This is a genomic window from Polaribacter sp. L3A8 (assembly GCF_009796785.1).
In the GTDB taxonomy this organism is placed as follows: domain Bacteria; phylum Bacteroidota; class Bacteroidia; order Flavobacteriales; family Flavobacteriaceae; genus Polaribacter.
Window position 1 is genome coordinate 1,114,349 of sequence record NZ_CP047026.1, and the last position, 20,102, is coordinate 1,134,450.

Below are 20,102 nucleotides of genomic sequence, written 5' to 3' on the forward strand. Positions count from 1 at the left end.
AAATTACCACAAATGGAATTTACTCATCTTCTCTATTTACTAAATCTAAAGAAAAAGCAGGTAAACAAATAGCTATATAATCACATTGTTCATCAAAAGGATTTGAATATTGCACTCTTGCCCCTTTTTCAATTTTAATGGATTGTCCCGCTTCTAAAAAAATTGTTTCTTCATCAATAATAAATTGTTTCTTTCCTTTAATAATATAGGTATATTCATCAAATTTAGGGGTTTGAAAAGGCTCTCTCCAACCAGAAGGTGCAATCATGTGTGCAATACTTAATTGAGCATTACCGTCTGTAGCGTTACCAAAATGCTCTTCTATAACTTTACCGTCTGTTGTAGGTACCACAAAGGGTGCTTTTTGAATTGTAAATTTTTTCTTCATAAAATTGTTTTTACGCTTATATAGTTCTTTATACCTTATAATTATTGGTCAATATCTTATCAACAAAAAAGGCTGAAAACTAATTTTCAACCTTTTTTAATCTTTTTATTTTATAAAATATAGACTTTAATTAGCCACTTCATTTATAAATTTAATTCGCATTAAACGTAATTCATCTTCATCATAATCACCATCAAACTCATCTAAAGCTTCTTGTATATTATCTGTTTCAGCCTCCATAAAATAGTCATGTATTTCTTCTTGCTGATCTTCATCTAATAAATCGTCTATAGCGTAATCTATATTCAATTTGGTACCAGAGAAAATAATAACTTCCATCTCTTTTATCAACTCACTCATTTGAAGTCCTTTAGATTTAGATATATCCTCTAAAGGTAGTTTTTTATCAGTATTTTGAATTACAAAAAGTTTTAACCCAGAATTAGTTCCCGTACTTTTTACAATTAAATCATCTGGTCTTAAAATATCATTTTCTTCAACGTAATCTGAAATTAATTTAATAAAATCTTTACCAAATTTTCTAGACTTACCCTCACCTACACCATGTACTGTAGAAAGTTCTGTTAAAGTTATTGGATATTTTAAGGCCATATCATCTAGTGATGGATCTTGAAAAACGGCAAAAGGAGGAACACCTTGTTTAGTAGCTACTCTTTTTCGTAAATCTTTTAATAGTTTCACCAATTTATCATCAGCAACTCCACCAGAAGATTTTGCATTTGTTATGATAGCATTATCATTCTCTTCGCTATAAGAGTGATCTTCCGTCATCATAAAAGAAATAGGATTATTTAGATACTCTTGACCTTTTTTAGTTAATTTAACAACCCCATATTGTTCAATCTCTTTCTTTATTAAATTAATCACCAAAACCTGTCTGATTAATGCCATCCAATACAGTGCCGATTTATCTTTACCACTTCCAAAAAAGGGTTGTAAATGTGTTTTATGAGAAGTTAAAAGTGCGTTTTCTTTTCCTACAATAGTATTTACAATCTCTTTTGCTTTATATTTTTGTAAGGTCTTTTTTACAACATTTAATAAGAGTTTAACGTCTTCTTTAGCTTCGTGTTTTTTCTTCGGATTTCTAGAATTATCGTCCATATCTGCTCCATCACCATTTTCGGCATCAAACTCTTCACCAAAATAATGCAACAAATACTTTCGTCTATTCATAGAAGTTTCTGCATAACCAACAACTTCTTGTAATAAAGCATGACCAATTTCTTGCTCTGCCACAGGCTTACTTGCCATAAATTTCTCTAACTTTTCTATATCTTTATATGCATAGAAAGCTAAACAATATCCTTCTCCATCATCACGTCCTGCTCTACCTGTTTCTTGATAATAACTTTCTAAACTTTTAGGAATGTCATGATGAATTACAAAACGAACATCTGGTTTGTCAATTCCCATTCCGAAAGCAATAGTAGCCACAACAACATCGCAATCTTCCATCAAAAACATATCTTGATGTTTTACACGTGTTTTTGCATCTAAACCTGCATGATACGGAACCGCTTTAATTCCGTTTACTTGTAAAATTTGAGCAACTTCTTCTACTTTTTTCCTGCTTAAGCAGTAAATAATTCCAGATTTACCCATTCTTTGTTTTACAAAACGAATAATATCCTTGTCTACTTCTTTCGTTTTAGGCCTTACTTCATAAAATAAATTAGGTCTATTAAAAGACGCTTTAAATCTATTTGCTTCTGGTATTCCTAAAGTTTTTAAAATATCTTCTTGTACTTTTTCTGTTGCTGTTGCCGTTAAGCAAATAACAGGTACATTATCGATTGCTTTAATAATATGTTTTAAATTTCTGTATTCAGGTCTAAAATCATGTCCCCATTCAGAAATACAATGCGCCTCATCAATGGCCACAAAAGAAATTTTTTGCGTTCTTAAGAAAGCAACATACTCTTCTTTTATTAAAGATTCTGGTGCAACGTACAAGAGTTTTGTAATTCCGTTAGCAATATCTTCTTTAACTTGCGCAACTTCTGTTTTATTTAAAGACGAATTTAAAACATGAGCCACACCATTATGTTCAGATATACCTCTAATAGCGTCTACTTGATTTTTCATCAATGCAATTAAAGGAGAAACTACAATTGCTGTTCCCTCTGTCATTAATGCTGGCAGTTGGTAACAAAGTGATTTCCCTCCACCTGTAGGCATTATTACAAAAGTATTATTATTCTCTACAATACTTTTAATTACTTGCTCTTGTAAGCCTTTAAATTTACTAAATCCAAAGAATTTTTTGAGAGGGCTGTATAAATCCATTTATATAAATATTCGTTTAACTTTAAAAACAATTCGCAAACATACTATAATATAATATTTGCTCTAACTATTATTTATAGTAAATTTGCTTGTTTCTTAATCTAAAGATATAACTTTTTTTTATTCTGATAAAATACCAAACATTTGAAAAAGACAAACACAATTATAAATACTGCTAGAGAAACTATTTTAACAGAGAGTAATGCTATTGCTAATTTAGCAAAATTAATTGATGCTGACTTTGAAGAAGCCGTTAAATTTATTTTAAATTCTAATGGTAGAGTAATTGTTACCGGAATTGGCAAAAGTGCAAACATTGCAACCAAGATTGTTGCTACTTTTAACTCTACAGGTACACCTGCTATTTTTATGCATGCAGCAGATGCTATTCATGGTGATTTAGGGAATGTACAAAAAGAAGATGTAGTAATTTGTCTTTCTAAAAGTGGTAATACCCCAGAAATTAAAGTTTTAGTTCCGTTTATTAAAAATTATGGAAATAAAATAGTAGCAATTACAGGTAATATAGACTCTTATTTAGGTGAACATGCAGATTTTACATTAAATGCTTATGTAGAAAAAGAAGCATGCCCTAATAATTTAGCTCCTACTACAAGTACCACTGCTCAATTAGTTTTGGGTGATGCATTAGCCGTTTGCTTATTAGAGTTAAGAGGTTTTTCTAGTAAAGATTTTGCAAAATACCATCCTGGAGGTGCTTTAGGAAAACGTTTATACTTAAGAGTATCTGATTTGGTAGAAAACAACCAAGTACCTAAAGTAAATGAAACAGATAGTATAGCTAAAGTAATTGTAGAGATTTCCGAGAAAAGATTAGGTGTAACTGCTGTTCTTAACAAGGATAAATTAGTTGGAATTATTACGGATGGTGATATTAGAAGGATGCTATCTAAAACAACGCAAATATCTCAGTTTACAGCGAAAGATATTATGGGGAAAAACCCTAAAACGATCCTTGAAGATGCGATGGCAATAGACGCACTAAATACAATGGAAAAAAACAGTATTACCCAAATGTTAGTTATTGATAATAAAAGCAATTATGTGGGTGTTGTACATTTACATGATTTAATTAAAGAAGGAATTTTCTAATGGCAGAAAAACAGAAAGAAATGTCCTTTTTAGGTCATTTAGAAGAATTAAGGTGGCATTTGGTAAGAAGTGCATCAGCAATATTTATTATTGCTATTGTATTATTTGTGTTTCAAAAAGAGGTGTATGAAAACTTTTTATTAGCACATAGAAAACCAGACTTTATAACCTACCAACTATTTTGTGATTTTTTTACTTATTTTGGTTTAGATAGTGGTTTTTGTCATGTTGAATTTAAAGATCACTTAATTAGTTTAAAGCCTACACAACAGTTAATGAATTCTATTTGGTCTTCATTTATATTGGGTATTATTTTATCTTTTCCATATCTTTTATGGGAGATTTGGCGATTTGTAGCACCAGGTTTAACAAAAAATGAAGTTAACAAATCAAGAGGATTTATTTTTATAGCTTCTTTTTTATTTTTCTGCGGAATCGCATTTAGCTTTTATGTAATTGCACCTATTTCCATACACTTTTTATATAATTATCAAATTACAGATTTAATTCAGAATAACTTTACATTAGATTCACATATAGGACTCGTAACCAACATGCTACTAGGAGTTTCTATATTATTTGAATTACCTGTTTTAATTTACTTTTTAACAAAAATAGGGTTAGTAACGCCAGATTTTTTAAAGAAATATAGAAAACATGCCTTAGTAGTTGTTTTAATTTTAGCAGCTATTATTACACCACCAGATGTTGCTAGCCAAGTAATTGTAGCAATTCCTATTCTTATTTTATATGAAGTAAGTATTAAAGTTTCAAAAGTAGTAATTAAAAAACAACAAAGAGATGCACGAAAAAGTTAAAGAGTTTAATGACTATCGTCAGAAAATGAACGATAAAATTCTAGAAGCAGATAATAAAGTAATTAAAAGAATCTATAATTTAGATACCAACACCTTTAAAGAAGGGCACTTACCTGTTAAAACAAAAGAACTTTTAGGTTTGGTAGCTTCTGCTGTTTTGCGTTGCGATGATTGTGTACAATATCATTTAGAAGCTGCTATGAAAAACGGTGTTACCAAAGAAGAAATGATGGAAACCATGTCTATTGCTACTTTAGTTGGTGGTACAATTGTAATTCCTCATTTAAGAAGAGCTGTAGAATATTGGGAAATGTTAGAAAATAAATAATTTGTTTTTAATTGCAGTGTTCTGTAAAAAAAGAATCTTATGAATCTATTAAGATTTTAAAAAACATAATTTATTACTTTTACACAAACCTACAATAACACGTTTCAACAATTAAACAATTACACATATTTATAAAATATGATCTTAAGAGCAGAAAACATAGAAAAAATTTACGGAAGTAGAAAAGTAGTTACTGGCATTTCTTTAGAAGTTCAGCAAGGTGAAATTATTGGGCTTTTAGGTCCTAATGGAGCCGGAAAAACAACTTCTTTCTATATGATTGTTGGTATGATTAAACCTAATTCTGGTAAAATTTTTTTAAATGATGAAGAAATCACTGAAGATGCCATGTACAAACGTGCGCAAAAAGGGATTGGGTATTTAGCACAAGAAGCTTCTGTTTTTAGAAAACTATCTGTTGAAGACAATATTATGTCTGTTTTACAATTTACAGATTTATCAAAAAAAGAACAAAAAATTAAATTAGAGTCTTTAATTGAAGAGTTTAATATTGGTCATGTTCGTAAAAATAGAGGAGATTTATTATCAGGAGGAGAAAGACGAAGAACAGAAATTGCGCGTTGTTTAGCTTCCGACCCTAATTTTATTTTATTAGACGAACCTTTTGCAGGTGTAGACCCTATTGCAGTTGAAGATATACAAAGTATTGTTGCACATTTAAAAGACAGAAACATCGGTATTTTAATTACAGACCACGATGTACAAGCAACTTTAGCCATTACAGATAAAACTTACTTAATGTATCAAGGAAGCATCCTTAAAAGCGGAACTCCAGAAGAACTGGCTGCAGATGAAATGGTACGTAAAGTATATTTAGGTAAAGATTTCGAATTAAAAAAGAAGAAAGTTTTTTAATCTTTACAGATTGATAATTTATCTTCTTTTTTAGAAATATTAAAATAGAAACAAACACCTTTTTTACCGTTATCTCTTTTCTTTAACGCTATTTCTCCGCCTAATCTTTTTACAATAGATTTAACGGTTGCTAAACCAATACCTGTATTGTTACTGTTGGTACTGCCTAATGTTTCAAACATTTCAAACACCTTTGTAAAATATTTTTCATCAATCCCAGGCCCATTATCTTCATAAGTAAAGTAATAATATTCTTTATCTTCTTTACACGTTACTGTTATTATCGATTTTTCTTCATCTAAAAATTTCCTTGAATTAGAAATCAAATTCTGAAAAATTTGTAATAAACCTATTTTAGAACTAAAAATAGCTAATTCTAAACTAGAACTATCTAAAACCAACTTGTTTTCAAAATCTATATTAGCTATAATACTATCTAAAAATTCGTTTAATTTAAAATGCTCAAAAACAATATTTTCACTTGTTACTTTAGAGTAGTTTAAAATTTCATTAATAAGAGTTTCTATATAAACAATTCTATCTCCAATTAAACCAATGTATTCTTCTGCACCCGTATTTTTAAAAAGTGCAATATGATCTTCTTTTAAAACATCTAACAAAAAACTAATTCCATTTATTGGCGATTTTAAATCGTGCGTTAATCGATAAGCAAAATTATTTAACTGATCATTTAACTTTATAACATTACTATTAGACGCTGATAATTCTTTATTTTTTTTTCTAAGCTCCAAAAGAATAACAACTTGTTTCGATAATAATTTTAAAGCATCTTTTTGATTTTGGGTAAGAATTTTAGGTTTACTATCTATAACACACAAAGTTCCTAACGGATAACCTTCGGAACTATTTAAAGGAGCGCCTGCGTAAAAAATTACATTTGGTGCGTTTACCGTTAAAGGATTATCAAAAAAACGTTTATCTTTTGTAGCGTCATTTATTATAAATAATTCTTCAGGATCTAAAATTGCGTGCGAACAAAAAGCCAATTCTCGTGGTGTTTCTGTTACCTCTTCTATACCATGTGTAGATTTAAACCACTGTCTATCTTTATCAATAATAGAAACAAGGGCAATTGAAGTGTTACAAATACTAGATGCTATTTTTGTAATAGCATCATACTCGTCTTCAGGTAAAGAGTCTAAAATATTATAACTTTTTAAAACGTCTAACCTTTCTTTTTCATTTTGGGGGATTCTGGCTATTTCCATTAAATACAATTATTTTGTTAATAAGTGATATTATAATGTACAATATAATAATAAATGGGATAGAAATGAAATGTAAAGTGTAAATTAAAATGAAAGATGCAAAAAGAAAAGAATACACAATTATGTTCTTTTTAAATGAATAATCTTTAAATTTTAAAGAAAATAAAGGTAATTCTACATTCATTAAATAGGTTAAAATCAAAGTAACTGCAATTAAAAAGTAATTACTTGTTATTAACTCCTGAGCAAATGTTATTGTAGAGTATTCTTGAATTAGAGGTAAAGAAATGATAAATAAACTCATTGCAGGTGTTGGCAAACCAATAAAAGAATCCGATTGTCTTGTATCAATATTAAATTTGGCCAATCTATAACAAGCACCTAAAGTTAGTAATAACCCTATAAAAGGCAAGTAGTTTGGTTCATTAAAATCGAGTATCTCATCAGTATTCTCAATCAATAATTTATAAACGATAATTCCTGGTACAACCCCACTTGTAACCATATCTGCCAAAGAGTCTAATTGTTTCCCTAACTCACCAGAAACATTTAGTAAACGCGCTGCAAAGCCATCAAAAAAATCAAATAAAATTCCTAAAACAACAAATAAACCTGCATATACAAAATCACCTTCCACAGCAAAAATAGTTGCCACTGTTCCACAAAAAAGGTTACCAAGTGTTATTAAATTAGGAATGTGTTTCTTTAAATTCATTTTTTAGTTTAATTGAAAAGCTAAAATAAGAAATCAAATTTGGGTGGTTTTAATTATTCTTTATTTTTTTATCATATTTGTAAGTATATTAAGAAAAATCATACTAAAAAATGTTACCAACTCAGTAATTATAATTTATCTTATAAAACAAGTTTACTTTTTAGTTTCAATTTTTAAATAGTCTAATTTACATATATGCCTGTATTTACATCCAACTTCACCCCTAGTTTACCTTTTAAAAATGGTCATTTTAATACCATGTACAGGCCTCTTTTTATGAAAGATGTTTGTAGCTTTTTACGTAAAAGAATTACTACTTGGGATGCTGATTTTATAGATTTAGATTTTTCTTTAGTCGGTTCTAAAACAATTGCCATCTTAATTCATGGTTTAGAAGGAAGCTCTGATTCTAAATACATAGCATCAACCTCTAAACACCTAAATAAAAAAGGTTTAGATACTGTTTGTTTTAATCTAAGAGGTTGCTCTGGTGATGACAATTTACTTTTAGGTACCTACCACAGCGGAAAAACAGAAGATGTAGATTTTGTAGTAAAACATGTTTCTGAAAATTACGAATATGAAAACATCATCATTATCGGCTTTAGCCTTGGAGGGAATTTAACTTTAAAATATATTGGAGAACAATCGGAAAATATATCTTCTAAAATAAAAGGTGCCATTGCCGTTTCTGTTCCTGTTGATATTGCTTCTGGAGAAGTAGAAATGGAACGATTAAAAAATAAATTATATCTAGAAATATTTTTTAAAACCATGAAAAATAAGATTTTAGAAAAAGCTCATAAATTTCCAGAATATAATTTAGATAAAGACAAATTGTTTAAAGCAACCAAATTTAAGCATTTAGAGCATTTATATACAGTACCCGTTTTTGGTTTTGAGAGTCCGGAAGATTATTGGAAAAAATCGAGTTCTAAGCCACATCTAACAAAAATTAAAGTACCAACTTTACTTATAAACTCTAAAGACGATACTTTTTTATCTCCTGCATGTTTTCCTTTTGATGAAGCTTATAATTCTGAGTTTTTCTTTTTAGAAACCCCAAATTATGGCGGTCATTGTGGTTTTATAACATCATTTAAACCAACAGAAAATACATGGTTAGAGCAAAGAATAGAACGATTTATTAGAGAAAACATTCAGATTAACATCTTGTAAACAATATCTTTAAAAAACTACTGTTATTTTAGTATGTTTTTAGATATTTGTTACTGATAATTTTAGGCCTTTGAAACACAAAATATTATTTTTTATACTGCTTACTCCACTCCTTTTATCTGCACAAGCATTTAGAAGTTATTCTAATGAGTTTTTAACCATTGGTGTAGATGCCGCAGGTTTAGGTATGAGTAAAAGTGTTGTTGCCACAACAAATGATGTAAATTCTATATACTGGAATCCTGCGGGATTGGTTGGTATAGAAGACTATCAAGGCTCATTAATGCACGCTTCTTACTTTGCAGGAATTGCCAATTACAATCACGCCAGTTTTGCAATGCCCATAGACAGAGAAAGTGCCGTGGGTGTTTCTGTAATTCGTTTTGGTGTAGATGATATCTTAAATACTACGGAGTTAATTGATAGTGAAGGAAATATTGATTTTAACCGAATTCAACTTTTTTCTTCGGTAGATTATGCTTTTAATTTTGCCTATGCTAGAAATTTAATATTTAAGGACGTTAAATTTGGTGTAAATGCAAAAATTGTAAGAAGGGTTATTGGAGATTTTGCTTCTTCTTGGGGATTTGGTTTTGATGCCGGAATTCAGTTTGAACGTAATTCTTGGAAATTTGGATTGATGGCAAGAGATATTACCACAACCTTTAATAGTTGGGCAATAAATGAAAATGAATTTGATAAAATTAAAGATGCTATTCCTGGACAAAATCAAGATTTACCAGAAACCACAGAAATTACAAAACCAAAATTACAATTAGGTGTTGCAAAAAACTGGAGAGTAGGCACTTTATTTAACCTATTAGCAGAGGCAAATGCAAATATGCGTTTTGCAAAAACCAACGATGTTTTTTCTTCGGATGTGGTAAGTATAGACCCAGCTTTGGGGTTTCAGTTAGATTATGATGAGTTGGTGTATTTAAGAGCCGGAGTTGGTAATTTTCAATACATAACAGAATTCGATAACTCTAAATCTCTTTCTATGCAACCCAATTTTGGAGTTGGTTTTAAATATAATGGTATTAAAATAGATTATGCTTTAACCAATATTGGTAGTGTTGGTAATGCTTTGTATTCAAATATTTTTTCAATTACAATAGATTATAGTTTTTTTAGACCTTAGTTTTTATGAACAAAAAATACTTTTTTTTATTCTTTATTCTTTCTATTTATTCTCCTTTAAAGGCACAAATTCAACTCTCTAAATCTGCAGACGTAAGTATTGTTACCGCAGGACCAGGAGAAGAATTATACGAAGCTTTTGGACATTCTGCCATAAGAATTAAAGACCCCGTTTTAAATTTAGATTTAATTTACAACTACGGAATGTTTGATTTTAATCAGCCTAATTTTTATACAAATTTTGCTAAAGGAAACATGATTTACAGCTTAGCTCGCTATGATTTTAAATACTTTATAGCTAGTTACAGAAGAGATAGCCGTTGGTTAAAAGAGCAAATTTTAAATTTAAATCAACAAGAAAAACAAGCCTATTTTACTTTTTTAGAAAATAATGCATTACCACAAAACAGCAATTATAGATATGACCCCTATTTTGATAATTGTGCAACAAAATTAAGAGATATTACAAAAACTGTTTTAGGGGATAAAGTATTTTTTAATGAAAATACTATAGAAAAAGGTTTAACCTTTAGAGAATTAACCAATCATGAAATTCCTTGGAATTCTTGGGGTACTTTTGGTTTAAATTTAATTGCAGGTACAAAATTAGATGGACAAGCAACTTTTGAACAATATATGTACTTACCAGATTATGTATATAGTTCTTTTAAGAATGCAACCGTTTTTATTAAAAATCAACCTAGAGAATTAGTAAAGCAAGAAGTTGTACTTTTAAGTTTTAAAGAAAAAGAAGCAAAAACGTCTATTTTTAATCCCTTTTTAATATTTAGTCTTATGGCTCTTTTAGGTATTTATATTACTTATAATGACCTTAAAAATGATAAAAGAACCAAATCATTCGATTTTATTTTATTCTTTGTAACCGGATTAATTGGTTGTATTCTTGTTTTTCTTTGGTTTTTCTCAACACATTCTACGGCACCAAATAACTTTAATTTATTATGGACTTTTGCTCCTAATTTAATTGTGGCTTTTCTATTGTTAAAATCAGATCAAAAAAAATGGATGCAGAAATATTTATTTATGTTACTCTCCTTTTTATTAATAGTTCCTATTCTATGGATTATTAAAATTCAGATTTTTCCAACAACAATAATCCCTTTATTAATCTTATTATTTGTTAGGTATTTCTATTTATCAAAAAAATTATTGACCTTTAAAGTATAAAACTGTAGTAAACGTTTTTATAAAAATTTTAAAGTCTAAAAAAGCACTTCTTTCTTTTATATAATAAAGATCGTAGCGTAGTTTTGTTTCTTGTTCTTCTATAGTATTTGCATACGGATAGTTTACTTGAGCCCAACCCGTTAACCCTGGTCTAATAACGTGCCTAATTGCATAAAAAGGTATTTTATCTTCTAGGTCCTTTACAAATTCTGGTCTTTCTGGTCTTGGTCCAATTAAACTCATATCTCCTTTTATAATATTAATAAACTGAGGCATTTCATCTAATCTAGTACGTCTTAAAAATTTACCAAAAGAAGTAATTCTTGTATCATTTTTCTTAGCCCAAACTGCTCCACCTACCTCTGCATTCTTTATCATAGACCTCAACTTAAAAATCCTAAAATGCTTACCGTTCTCACCTACTCTTAACTGCGTATAAAATAAAGGGCCGCTATTAGCAAAAAGGTTCCCTAAAACAATAATTGGTAGAAAACACAAAAATATGATTATACCTATAATAGAAATAAATATATCTACTAACCTTAAACCAAAAAGGTAAAAGTTATTGGTATTATTTTCACTAAAATTAAGATGTCTATAAAAATCATGATTTAAATACTCTCTTGGTATTCTAACATTTACATTTTCATAAAAAGTTTCGTAACTAATTATATTTACACCTTGTTCAAATAACAAAATGAGTTCTTTGTTAATTGCCTCTACAACCTCTTTAGATAGGTCCCTTTTAGAAACAATAACTTCCGTAATATGGTTTTCTGCTACAATAGAAGATATTGTAGTTTTTGTAATATCATTATAGCCTTTTACACCTTCTACTTCTTTATCTGATAAATACGCAGAAACATCATGAATAGCATCATTGTGTACTTGCGTAAGTAGTTTTTTAATTCTTTCTGAACAGCCTATAAAAATTACAGATTTAAAATACTTTGGTGAGAATATTACAGACATATATATAAACCTCCAAAGTAAAATAGGTATAAACGTAAGTAGAAAAAAGTAGACTATTTGAAGCCTATTGGCGGGTAATTCTGGCGAAAAATAAGGCGTAAAAACATATAAAATTGTTGTTGTAAAAGCGGTAAGTACAGTTGCTTTAACAATTAAATAACTATTATTCGATACATTTAAATTGTAAATTTGAAAAATTTGACCAAAAATTAAATAATAAAAAACTAATAATAGTAACCAATTTAAAATGGCTCCACTTTTAAAGTTAATATAATTAAAATTGATATAAGACGATGCTAAACACAGACTAAAAATAAGAATACAAATATCTATAATTCTTAAAAATATTATTCTTTCTGATAAATTAAAGTAGGATATCTTTTTTGCCAAACGCTTATATTTTATTTAATTTATGCGTACATTTTAGTACATAAATACAATTGAAAAAATTATTTAAAAGATATTGAGGAACAGGGCAAATCTATAAAAAAGAATACTAATTTATAACTGATTTAAAATTATTTATAAAAAATAATGTACGCTGTTTTCTTCCCTTAGTATCTACATGTATTCCATCATAAAATGATTCATTTTTATCTTCTAAAACTGATGAATGGTTTATAATAGTATATTCTAATTTAGTATTAAAAGTAAACTTTTCTTACGAACAAGCAGCTTTATTTAGTATTAACTTATTATTATTTTTATATAAATTATTTTCTACTTGTTTAATTATTTTTTTTTTAATTTCTACACTAAAAATTTAACATTCTTCTTATTTATATAAAACTTTGAAACTTTTCCATTTGTAGTTCTAAGTTAAATTCGTTTAAATGAGCATTAATGTTATTCTTAGAATACATAATATAATCTCTATTATTCATTTTTTTAAAAAATGAAATGTTTGCTTTTAACCTTTTAACATCATTAGGATCTGAAAATACACCTAATTTTTGATTTTTTATCAACTCTACAGCTTCACCAGAACCAACATACAAAATAGGAATTCCTAACTGCATTAATTCGAATATTTTAGAAGGTACAGCGCCGTATATTTTATTTTTAAGAGGCACAAAACCAATATCATATTTTCTTATTTCATCTTTAATTTCTGATGCTGTTCTTACACCATAGAAAAAAACATTATTATCTGCATTTGATGCAAATTCTTTAATTTCATTTTCTTCCATACCTGCACCATAAATATGCAACTCTACCCCTAGTTCTTTAAAATTTATTTCATCACAAATTTTTAGAATTCCTTGTGCGTATCCTAATAAACCGGCATATACAATTTTTAAATTACCTCTACTTTTTTCTTTTACGTCATATTCTCTATAAACGGGCACATTTCTATAAACCAAAAATTCTTTTGTAATAACGGCTTTTATATGGGTTATAATCTCTTCTGATTGCCCTATTATTTTACCTGCCAATTTATAATTGGTTTTTTCAATCTTTTCTAAGAAACTATAAAAGAATCCTTTTTTTATCACTTCTAACTCTAAAGCAGATAAAGGCCAAATATCAGAAACATTTAAAATATTTTTACAACCTAACACCTTACTTAAAAGCAAACCAGATAACGCAACCAGTAAAGGTGGAGATTGAATAATAAAAACGTCTGTTTTTTTTCTTACTAAGCTAAAAACAGAAAACCAAAAAGACCAAGCAAACGATAACATACTAAATAAACGTACAATGGCATTTTTAGATTTAGAAGGAAAAATCCAATATCTTTTTACAGTAATTTCTTCAATATTTTCTTTTACAAAGAATTTTCTACTATATTTTTCAAAAATTTTTCCTTTAGGATAATTAGGTAACGGACAAATAACAGTAACCTTATTTCCTTTGTTTTTTAAGCCTTCTGCTAAATTTTTTATGCGATTAGCTGCTGCCCCCATTTCTGGCGGGTAATAATTAGATATAATTACAATATTTTTACTCACAGTTCTATTTTATTTTTTTTAGAAGCTTAGACTCTACTATTTGTGGTTTTCCTGATTTTGCAGCAGCAATAAAATCTACTTCTTTATAAAAAATTTTAAACTCATTATCTAAAATATATTTTTGTAATTCTTTTGTAACACGTAATAAAACATCTTTATTAAATCCTTTATCTTTAATATATTCAATAAGTATTTCGCCTTGTTTTTCTTGAATTACTTTAAATTGTTTTATTTCTGTAACATACTCAAAAATTCCGGTAAAGGAATGTACGGTAAGCTTTTTATTATCAGACAAAAGAACAACATCTGTATCTCTACCAATAATTTTTTCTAAAAGAGGATAATTAAATTCTCTATTCTTCGGATATTTTTCTTTAGGTAGTTTAATAGCTAAATCTCCAATTTTATAACGAATTAATGGCATCGAATACCCATCTAATCTTGTAACAACTACATGCCCTAATTCTCCGTCTGGTAATGGCTTATTATTATCATCTAAAATTTCTAAATACACATGTGGCGACATAATGTACTTATATTCCAAATCTTTTTGAGCCGCTATTAGAAAACCTTCATTACAGCCATAAGTATCGTATACTTTGGTTGTAAAAGCTTTTTCTATATTTTTTTTATAATGATTAAACATTTTATCTCCAAAACTAATGGCTGCCTTAAAATGTACCTTGTAATTGTGTTCTAAAGCATATTCAGCAATAATATTTAAAGAAGATGCGTAACCTGCTAAGTAATAATTATTAGTATTATTCAACTCTTTAAAAAGGGTTTCTAACTGTTTATCGGTTAATGAAAAAGCGGTTATATACTTTGTTTTAAACAAACTATCTTTTATAGATTTTAAGAAACCTCTATTGGGAGACATCCCCGTTTGTACAATAGAATCTCCTACTTTATAACCACTCCACTCCCACCAATGAGATAAAATAGCTCTAATAATAGACTGCTCTTTTTTATCCATAAAAACAGTACTTTGTATACCAGAAGAACCACTACTAGAATAAGATATTAAATTAGCTTTATTTACTTTATTAGAAAGTAAACTATCTGAATTCCCCCTAATATCATCTTTTGTTAAAATAGGAAAACTATTTAACCAACCATAAGGATCTTTGCCTTCTAGTTGAATGGAATTGTATTTAGAAACTGTATTTACCGTATGTTCTAAAATATTTTTTAAATTCTTTTTTTGAAGATTTTCTAATTCAATTTCAGAGAAAGTATCTAACTTTCTCCAATATTTTAATTGTTTTAGATAGGATGATTTATTTATAAAATCTCCAACAGGTAAAAAAAGATTTTCAATTAATTTATTATAAATCATTTTAAAATTTTAAACCATTTATACTTTATAATTTCCCAATCGAATGTTTCTGCTTTTTCTCTTGCTTTTTTTGATAATGTAGGGTATTTACCTTCTATAACATCAACAATAGCCTTTGTCATCTGACCTACATTCTCTTTATCTACTAATAAACCATCTACTTTATTATCAATTAAATATGGCATTCCGCCTACATTGGTACTCACAATAGTTAAACCTAACGCCATTGCCTCAATCACACTTATCGGAGTATTATCAAAATTAGTAGTATTTATAAAAATATCATATTCTGTAGCTTTTTTATGCCAATCTTCTTTTGTTAAAACGCCTGTAAACTCAACAGAATCCTCTAAATTATATTTTTGAGCTAAACTTACTGTCTGCTGATATGAATCATCTAAAAACGGACCAACCATACATAAAGTAGGTTCTGGATACTCTTTTTTTAACTCTAAAAGCACCTTAATTGCTAAGGTTGGGTTGTATAGATGCTTAAAAGATCTTACCCATAATAATTTAGGCTGAATATTATATCTATTAATGTATTTATAATTTTTTAAAGAAATTATATTAGGAATAAACTCTGTTTTAAAACTCTTTTTTTCAAAAGCTATTTTTAGATAATTAGAAGGTGCAATATTTTTATAAGAATTATTAAATATTAATTTCGAAAACGAAGAACTGCTTAAAAGCCTTTTAGGTAAATTTCCACCATGCAAAATTGGAATATATTTAACTTTAAAAAAGCGAGACAATTGCGACGTTAATAAAGCGTAATAAAAGTTTGTTGTACTATAAGTATCTATAAGAATATATTCAACTTTATTCCTATTTCTAACCACAGCAAAACACATTTCAATTAACCTTATCAATTTATTTGTTTTACTTGATGATTTTACTAACGAATATCCTTCCAACTCTAATAGTGAAGAAAGCAAAGTCATAGTAGTTTGATACTTTGTTTTTTTAAATAAATTGTTACCAATATAAAGAATTTTCTTATTCTTCATGAAATAAATCATTTTCAATATCCGTAATCCTAATTAAACTTAAAGCATAAATAAAACCAGGTAACGCAACTCTCATAGCAGAGTGATTAATGGTTAAAAACCACATTATATAAAAGGCTATGATAAATGCTTTTTGAAAATTATTCGCTTTAAAAAAGTTTATGAGCGGTATAATTAACAGTAATAATAACAAAACGAACCCAATTAAACCATGCTCCTCAACCAATCTTCCTACTTCATTGTGAGAAGCCGCGGTAATTCTTTGGTTAGATTTCATTCTTTCATACTTACCATTTCCAACACCAATACCTAAAGGATGCTCAAAAAAATTATTAAACTGATATGCAATTAAATCCCCTCTACCCGTAGTTATATCTTTTTTTTGTATTCCTGATGCATTTTTACCTGTATATCTATTATCTAACATCCCCCCTGTTATATTAGAGGTATACATCCAAATAGCAATAACAAAAAATCCAGAAATTAACACATACTTAAAAAGAATTTGCAAACTCATTTTTTTATACAAAATGAAAAAAAAAGCAAAAAACAATAACGTTATAACTGCGGTAAGAATACCTCCTCTAGAAAATGTTAATAAACCTCTATATGAAAAATAAATTAAAAAAAAGGCATCTAAATACAGAGAACCTGTTAACTTTTCTTTTAAGAAAATAAAAACTACTAAAATAAACATACCAAGCCCAATAGCAGTCGCAACTTGATTTGGGCCAAATCCCCCTGTAGTTTCAAACATTGCCGCAGTACCAAAAACAATTTCCTTTAAATCTGGGGTTCTAAAATATAAATAGGTAATCATAGAAAACAAAGGCAATAGCATAAAAAATAACCCATCCATTAAGTTTTGTTTGCTAATAGGTCTTAGATAAAAATATAGTGCTGAAAAACCTAAAACAATAGGCCCACTTAAATTAAATGTAATATTTGTTCTTAAAGACTCTCCCTCTGGAACTTGTGTAAATACGATACCTAATAGTAGTAACAAAATATAAAAAATATAATGAATAGAGAATTTTTGTTTAAAGGGGCCAAAAAACATCCCCAATATTAAAAATATGATAACAGCATACTTACCCATTTCATATAAGAAAAAACCACCAAGCATCCTTATAAATATCTCACCCCCAACAATATAGGATGAAAACAAAAAAGCTTCTTCATTTTTATTATTCGTGCTTAAAATTAGAATTATAGGAAGAATAACACATACCAATCCAAAAAGTTTCGGAAAAAAGGAAAAGGTACCTAAATACCCAAATAATATATGAATAAATATGAATAATAACTTATTATTTAATATTTTTTGAATCAAATTATAGTGTATAAATTTTTACTAATTGATTTAAAAAACTTTTGGGGGAGTAATAATTAATTACATTTTTATAATGTAGCTCTCCAAAAGTCTTTCTCTTTTCATCCGAATTGATCAACTCTTCTAAAGCATTTTTCAATTCTAAACTATTTTCTTTTTCTACAACAATACCCGATTTACCATTCGTTACCACATTACCACATTCTCCAACATTTGAAACCACTACAGGTAATCTAGCCAAACCGTATTCTAAAAGTGCCAAAGGTAAGCCTTCCGACTTTGAAGACAAAACTCCAATTGAAGATTGTTGTAAAATGTATTTAATATCAGATTGTACACCGTAAAAAAAGACACTATCCTTCAATTGATATTGTTCAACAAAGTTTAATATTTCTTTAGAATAATTATCTTGATATAATTTACCCACTAAATGCAAAGTCCAATCTGGAAATTCTTTTACAATTTTCTCAAATGCATTTAAAAGATTCAAGTGATCTTTTTGTGGTCTAAAACCCGCTAACATCACAATCCTCTTTTCGTCAACTCCATTTAATTTAGTTTTTTGACTTAAATTTCTAAATTCTACAAAATTATTAATAAAAAACACCTTTGAACAAGCTAGATTCTTTTCTGCCCAAAATTTTAAAGTTTTATTTACAGAAATAATTGCAGAAAAAAAATAAGAAAAAAGTTTTAAAGCAAAAATTTTTCTTTCATTTAAAAACTCACTATTTCCATAATGATCGTGCCAAATTAATTTTATTTTAGGGTTTAATAACTTTACACAAAGCCCAATAAACGAAGAAGATGCATGCGCATGAACTCTATTTATTTTATGTTTTTTTACGTAAAGGCTAAGTTTTTTAAGTGCTTTTAAATCAATTATTCTTTTTCTTTCTAAGAATAAATAACCAACATTTTTATTTACTTGATATTTTAAATCCCCTTCTTTTCTAGTCACACAAATGTGAGATTCATAACCAACATCAGTTAAAGAATTAGCTATATTTACTGCTAAAACCTCTGCACCTCCTACATTTAAAGAGTCTATAATTTGTAAAACTTTAATTTTAATCATTTAATAATTTGCCTATTTCAAATTCAAATTTTTCTAATGTAAATTCTTGAGACCATTTCATTGCTTCTTTAGATTGTGTCTCATACTTTTTTTCCTTTTTCAAGTAGGCATTAATTACCAACAAAATAGAATCTACATTGCTGACTACAAGCGCCCCTCTAGTTCCGTCCCCTATCATATAAGGTACACAGGAAACCTTAGAAGTTATGGGTAACACTCCCCAAAACATAGCTTCAGCAACCACTTTAGGCCAACCCTCAGATTTAGAAATAAATAATAAAAAATGAGCTTTTTTAAAAGCTCCTTTTACAACATCTTTCTTAACATTACCATGAAGTGTAACGTAAGTAGCTAAATTCTTTTCTTTAATATAACCTTCTAAATATTTGCGTTCTGCACCGTCACCAAAAATATCTAAATGAATGTTTTTTTTAGTTTTACTTAATTCCTCTATAACCTTTACAGATAACATTGGCTGTTTTCCTTCTGTTAAACCCCCTACAAAGATAAAATTAATTTTACCATCTAAATTTCTTGGAGATATTTCTGTTATCTCTTTTTTAGAATAACTTGCTGTAAAAAAAGGGATAATATTTTTTGATTGATTCTTCCATTCTCCATATACCAAAACTTTACAATTTTTAGTTAAAAAAGTATTGGAAACAATCCATTTTTGTACCCTATAACTAAAAGGTTGATTCTTACTTTCTGGATCCCAATTACCTGCATATTTAACCGTTTTAGGTTTAGAAGGAAATAAAATTAGCACAAAACAACCTAATAAACCTACATTACCAGGGCATCTTAAATGAATATGATCTGCCCATAAACATGTTTTTATAATTTGAATTAAAATAAATGGAATTTTAAATATTGAACTAATTTTTGTTTTTAACGACAATACATTAAAAGCAGGTATTCTTTCTACAGTAATATTTTGGGTATTATAAGTTACTTCTATTGCTGAGATTTCTTCTTGTGAAATTGGAGCTACAATTCTTGTTTCAGAAACACTTTGTAACCAAAGATTCATTTCACGAACATAGGGTTCATAAGCATAAAACCTTTGATTTTTACTTTTATGTAAAGCATGTGTTATTATTGTAAACTTCATTTTGTGATTTTATTCTAATC

The 20,102-nt window shown here is 28.2% G+C and carries 18 protein-coding genes; 7 read left to right on the forward strand and 11 right to left on the reverse strand.

What is annotated here, in order from left to right:
- Positions 1 to 19 precede the first annotated feature (19 nt).
- Both GQR92_RS04330 and GQR92_RS04335 read right to left on the reverse strand, forming a co-directional pair.
- Positions 20 to 388: a cupin domain-containing protein gene (locus tag GQR92_RS04330; RefSeq protein WP_158837970.1), complete on the reverse strand. Its 369-nt coding sequence runs from the start codon at positions 386 to 388 to the stop codon at positions 20 to 22.
- A gap of 126 nt (positions 389 to 514) precedes the next feature.
- Positions 515 to 2,698 carry an ATP-dependent DNA helicase RecQ gene (locus GQR92_RS04335; RefSeq protein ID WP_158837971.1) on the reverse strand — a complete coding sequence of 728 codons (2,184 nt, stop codon included), beginning with the start codon at positions 2,696 to 2,698 and terminating at the stop codon, positions 515 to 517.
- A gap of 144 nt (positions 2,699 to 2,842) precedes the next feature.
- Here GQR92_RS04335 and GQR92_RS04340 point away from each other — a divergent pair, with 144 nt between their 5' ends.
- The 4 genes from GQR92_RS04340 to lptB all read left to right on the forward strand — a co-directional run bounded on the left by GQR92_RS04340 (position 2,843) and on the right by lptB (position 5,833).
- A complete protein-coding gene (locus tag GQR92_RS04340; RefSeq protein WP_158837972.1) occupies positions 2,843 to 3,811 on the forward strand; it encodes a KpsF/GutQ family sugar-phosphate isomerase in 969 nt (322 codons plus the stop codon).
- Positions 3,811 to 4,629, forward strand: coding sequence for a twin-arginine translocase subunit TatC (gene tatC, locus GQR92_RS04345; protein ID WP_158837973.1), 819 nt, complete (start codon positions 3,811 to 3,813; stop codon positions 4,627 to 4,629). The genes GQR92_RS04340 and tatC overlap by 1 nt, the downstream gene beginning before the upstream one ends.
- Positions 4,613 to 4,957: a carboxymuconolactone decarboxylase family protein gene (locus tag GQR92_RS04350; RefSeq protein WP_158837974.1), complete on the forward strand. Its 345-nt coding sequence runs from the start codon at positions 4,613 to 4,615 to the stop codon at positions 4,955 to 4,957. The genes tatC and GQR92_RS04350 overlap by 17 nt, the downstream gene beginning before the upstream one ends.
- Positions 4,958 to 5,095: 138 nt before the next feature.
- Entirely contained in the window at positions 5,096 to 5,833 is a 738-nt protein-coding gene (gene lptB / locus GQR92_RS04355; RefSeq protein ID WP_105048959.1) for an LPS export ABC transporter ATP-binding protein, read from the forward strand.
- Here the strand turns inward: lptB and GQR92_RS04360 are convergent.
- Positions 5,830 to 7,062 carry a sensor histidine kinase gene (locus GQR92_RS04360; RefSeq protein WP_158837975.1) on the reverse strand — a complete coding sequence of 411 codons (1,233 nt, stop codon included), beginning with the start codon at positions 7,060 to 7,062 and terminating at the stop codon, positions 5,830 to 5,832. The genes lptB and GQR92_RS04360 overlap by 4 nt on opposite strands.
- Positions 7,034 to 7,777 carry a CDP-alcohol phosphatidyltransferase family protein gene (locus GQR92_RS04365; protein WP_158837976.1) on the reverse strand — a complete coding sequence of 248 codons (744 nt, stop codon included), beginning with the start codon at positions 7,775 to 7,777 and terminating at the stop codon, positions 7,034 to 7,036. Before GQR92_RS04365 ends, GQR92_RS04360 begins: the two co-directional genes overlap by 29 nt.
- A 195-nt stretch (positions 7,778 to 7,972) precedes the next feature.
- Between GQR92_RS04365 and GQR92_RS04370 the strand changes: the two genes are divergently transcribed.
- The 3 genes from GQR92_RS04370 to GQR92_RS04380 all read left to right on the forward strand — a co-directional run bounded on the left by GQR92_RS04370 (position 7,973) and on the right by GQR92_RS04380 (position 11,284).
- Positions 7,973 to 8,956 (forward strand): YheT family hydrolase, encoded by a 984-nt coding sequence (locus GQR92_RS04370; RefSeq protein ID WP_158837977.1) that lies wholly within the window; start codon positions 7,973 to 7,975, stop codon positions 8,954 to 8,956.
- A 70-nt stretch (positions 8,957 to 9,026) separates the two neighbouring features.
- Positions 9,027 to 10,097: a PorV/PorQ family protein gene (locus GQR92_RS04375; RefSeq protein ID WP_158837978.1), complete on the forward strand. Its 1,071-nt coding sequence runs from the start codon at positions 9,027 to 9,029 to the stop codon at positions 10,095 to 10,097.
- Positions 10,098 to 10,102: 5 nt separating this feature from the next.
- Positions 10,103 to 11,284, forward strand: coding sequence for a lipoprotein N-acyltransferase Lnb domain-containing protein (locus tag GQR92_RS04380; RefSeq protein ID WP_158837979.1), 1,182 nt, complete (start codon positions 10,103 to 10,105; stop codon positions 11,282 to 11,284).
- On the opposite strand, the gene GQR92_RS04385 is transcribed toward GQR92_RS04380, so the two are convergent.
- From GQR92_RS04385 to GQR92_RS04415, 7 genes are all read right to left on the reverse strand, one after another.
- Positions 11,264 to 12,646: an exopolysaccharide biosynthesis polyprenyl glycosylphosphotransferase gene (locus GQR92_RS04385; protein ID WP_158837980.1), complete on the reverse strand. Its 1,383-nt coding sequence runs from the start codon at positions 12,644 to 12,646 to the stop codon at positions 11,264 to 11,266. The genes GQR92_RS04380 and GQR92_RS04385 overlap by 21 nt on opposite strands.
- Before the next feature lie 389 nt (positions 12,647 to 13,035).
- The gene (locus GQR92_RS04390; protein ID WP_158837981.1) at positions 13,036 to 14,208 is read right to left on the reverse strand and encodes a glycosyltransferase family 4 protein; all 1,173 of its coding nucleotides are present in this window, start codon (positions 14,206 to 14,208) and stop codon (positions 13,036 to 13,038) included.
- A gap of 4 nt (positions 14,209 to 14,212) precedes the next feature.
- A complete protein-coding gene (locus GQR92_RS04395; RefSeq protein ID WP_158837982.1) occupies positions 14,213 to 15,547 on the reverse strand; it encodes a hypothetical protein in 1,335 nt (444 codons plus the stop codon).
- Positions 15,544 to 16,557: a glycosyltransferase family 4 protein gene (locus GQR92_RS04400; protein WP_158837983.1), complete on the reverse strand. Its 1,014-nt coding sequence runs from the start codon at positions 16,555 to 16,557 to the stop codon at positions 15,544 to 15,546. The genes GQR92_RS04395 and GQR92_RS04400 overlap by 4 nt, the downstream gene beginning before the upstream one ends.
- Positions 16,547 to 17,563, reverse strand: coding sequence for an O-antigen ligase family protein (locus tag GQR92_RS04405; protein WP_158837984.1), 1,017 nt, complete (start codon positions 17,561 to 17,563; stop codon positions 16,547 to 16,549). Before GQR92_RS04405 ends, GQR92_RS04400 begins: the two co-directional genes overlap by 11 nt.
- Before the next feature lie 328 nt (positions 17,564 to 17,891).
- Positions 17,892 to 18,968, reverse strand: a complete 1,077-nt coding sequence (locus tag GQR92_RS04410) for a glycosyltransferase (protein ID WP_158837985.1) — start codon at positions 18,966 to 18,968, stop codon at positions 17,892 to 17,894.
- Positions 18,961 to 20,082: a glycosyltransferase gene (locus GQR92_RS04415; RefSeq protein ID WP_158837986.1), complete on the reverse strand. Its 1,122-nt coding sequence runs from the start codon at positions 20,080 to 20,082 to the stop codon at positions 18,961 to 18,963. Before GQR92_RS04415 ends, GQR92_RS04410 begins: the two co-directional genes overlap by 8 nt.
- Positions 20,083 to 20,102: the final 20 nt, after the last annotated feature.

Bases quoted from the DNA above. Each gene is read 5' to 3' on its own strand.
- GQR92_RS04330 (WP_158837970.1), bottom strand. From the start codon at position 388: ATGAAGAAAAAATTTACAATTCAAAAAGCACCCTTTGTGGTACCTACA.
- GQR92_RS04335 (WP_158837971.1), bottom strand. From the start codon at position 2,698: ATGGATTTATACAGCCCTCTCAAAAAATTCTTTGGATTTAGTAAATTT.
- tatC (WP_158837973.1), top strand. From the start codon at position 3,811: ATGGCAGAAAAACAGAAAGAAATGTCCTTTTTAGGTCATTTAGAAGAA.
- GQR92_RS04350 (WP_158837974.1), top strand. From the start codon at position 4,613: ATGCACGAAAAAGTTAAAGAGTTTAATGACTATCGTCAGAAAATGAAC.
- lptB (WP_105048959.1), top strand. From the start codon at position 5,096: ATGATCTTAAGAGCAGAAAACATAGAAAAAATTTACGGAAGTAGAAAA.
- GQR92_RS04360 (WP_158837975.1), bottom strand. From the start codon at position 7,062: ATGGAAATAGCCAGAATCCCCCAAAATGAAAAAGAAAGGTTAGACGTT.
- GQR92_RS04365 (WP_158837976.1), bottom strand. From the start codon at position 7,777: ATGAATTTAAAGAAACACATTCCTAATTTAATAACACTTGGTAACCTT.
- GQR92_RS04370 (WP_158837977.1), top strand. From the start codon at position 7,973: ATGCCTGTATTTACATCCAACTTCACCCCTAGTTTACCTTTTAAAAAT.
- GQR92_RS04380 (WP_158837979.1), top strand. From the start codon at position 10,103: ATGAACAAAAAATACTTTTTTTTATTCTTTATTCTTTCTATTTATTCT.
- GQR92_RS04395 (WP_158837982.1), bottom strand. From the start codon at position 15,547: ATGATTTATAATAAATTAATTGAAAATCTTTTTTTACCTGTTGGAGAT.
- GQR92_RS04400 (WP_158837983.1), bottom strand. From the start codon at position 16,557: ATGAAGAATAAGAAAATTCTTTATATTGGTAACAATTTATTTAAAAAA.
- GQR92_RS04410 (WP_158837985.1), bottom strand. From the start codon at position 18,968: ATGATTAAAATTAAAGTTTTACAAATTATAGACTCTTTAAATGTAGGA.
- GQR92_RS04415 (WP_158837986.1), bottom strand. From the start codon at position 20,082: ATGAAGTTTACAATAATAACACATGCTTTACATAAAAGTAAAAATCAA.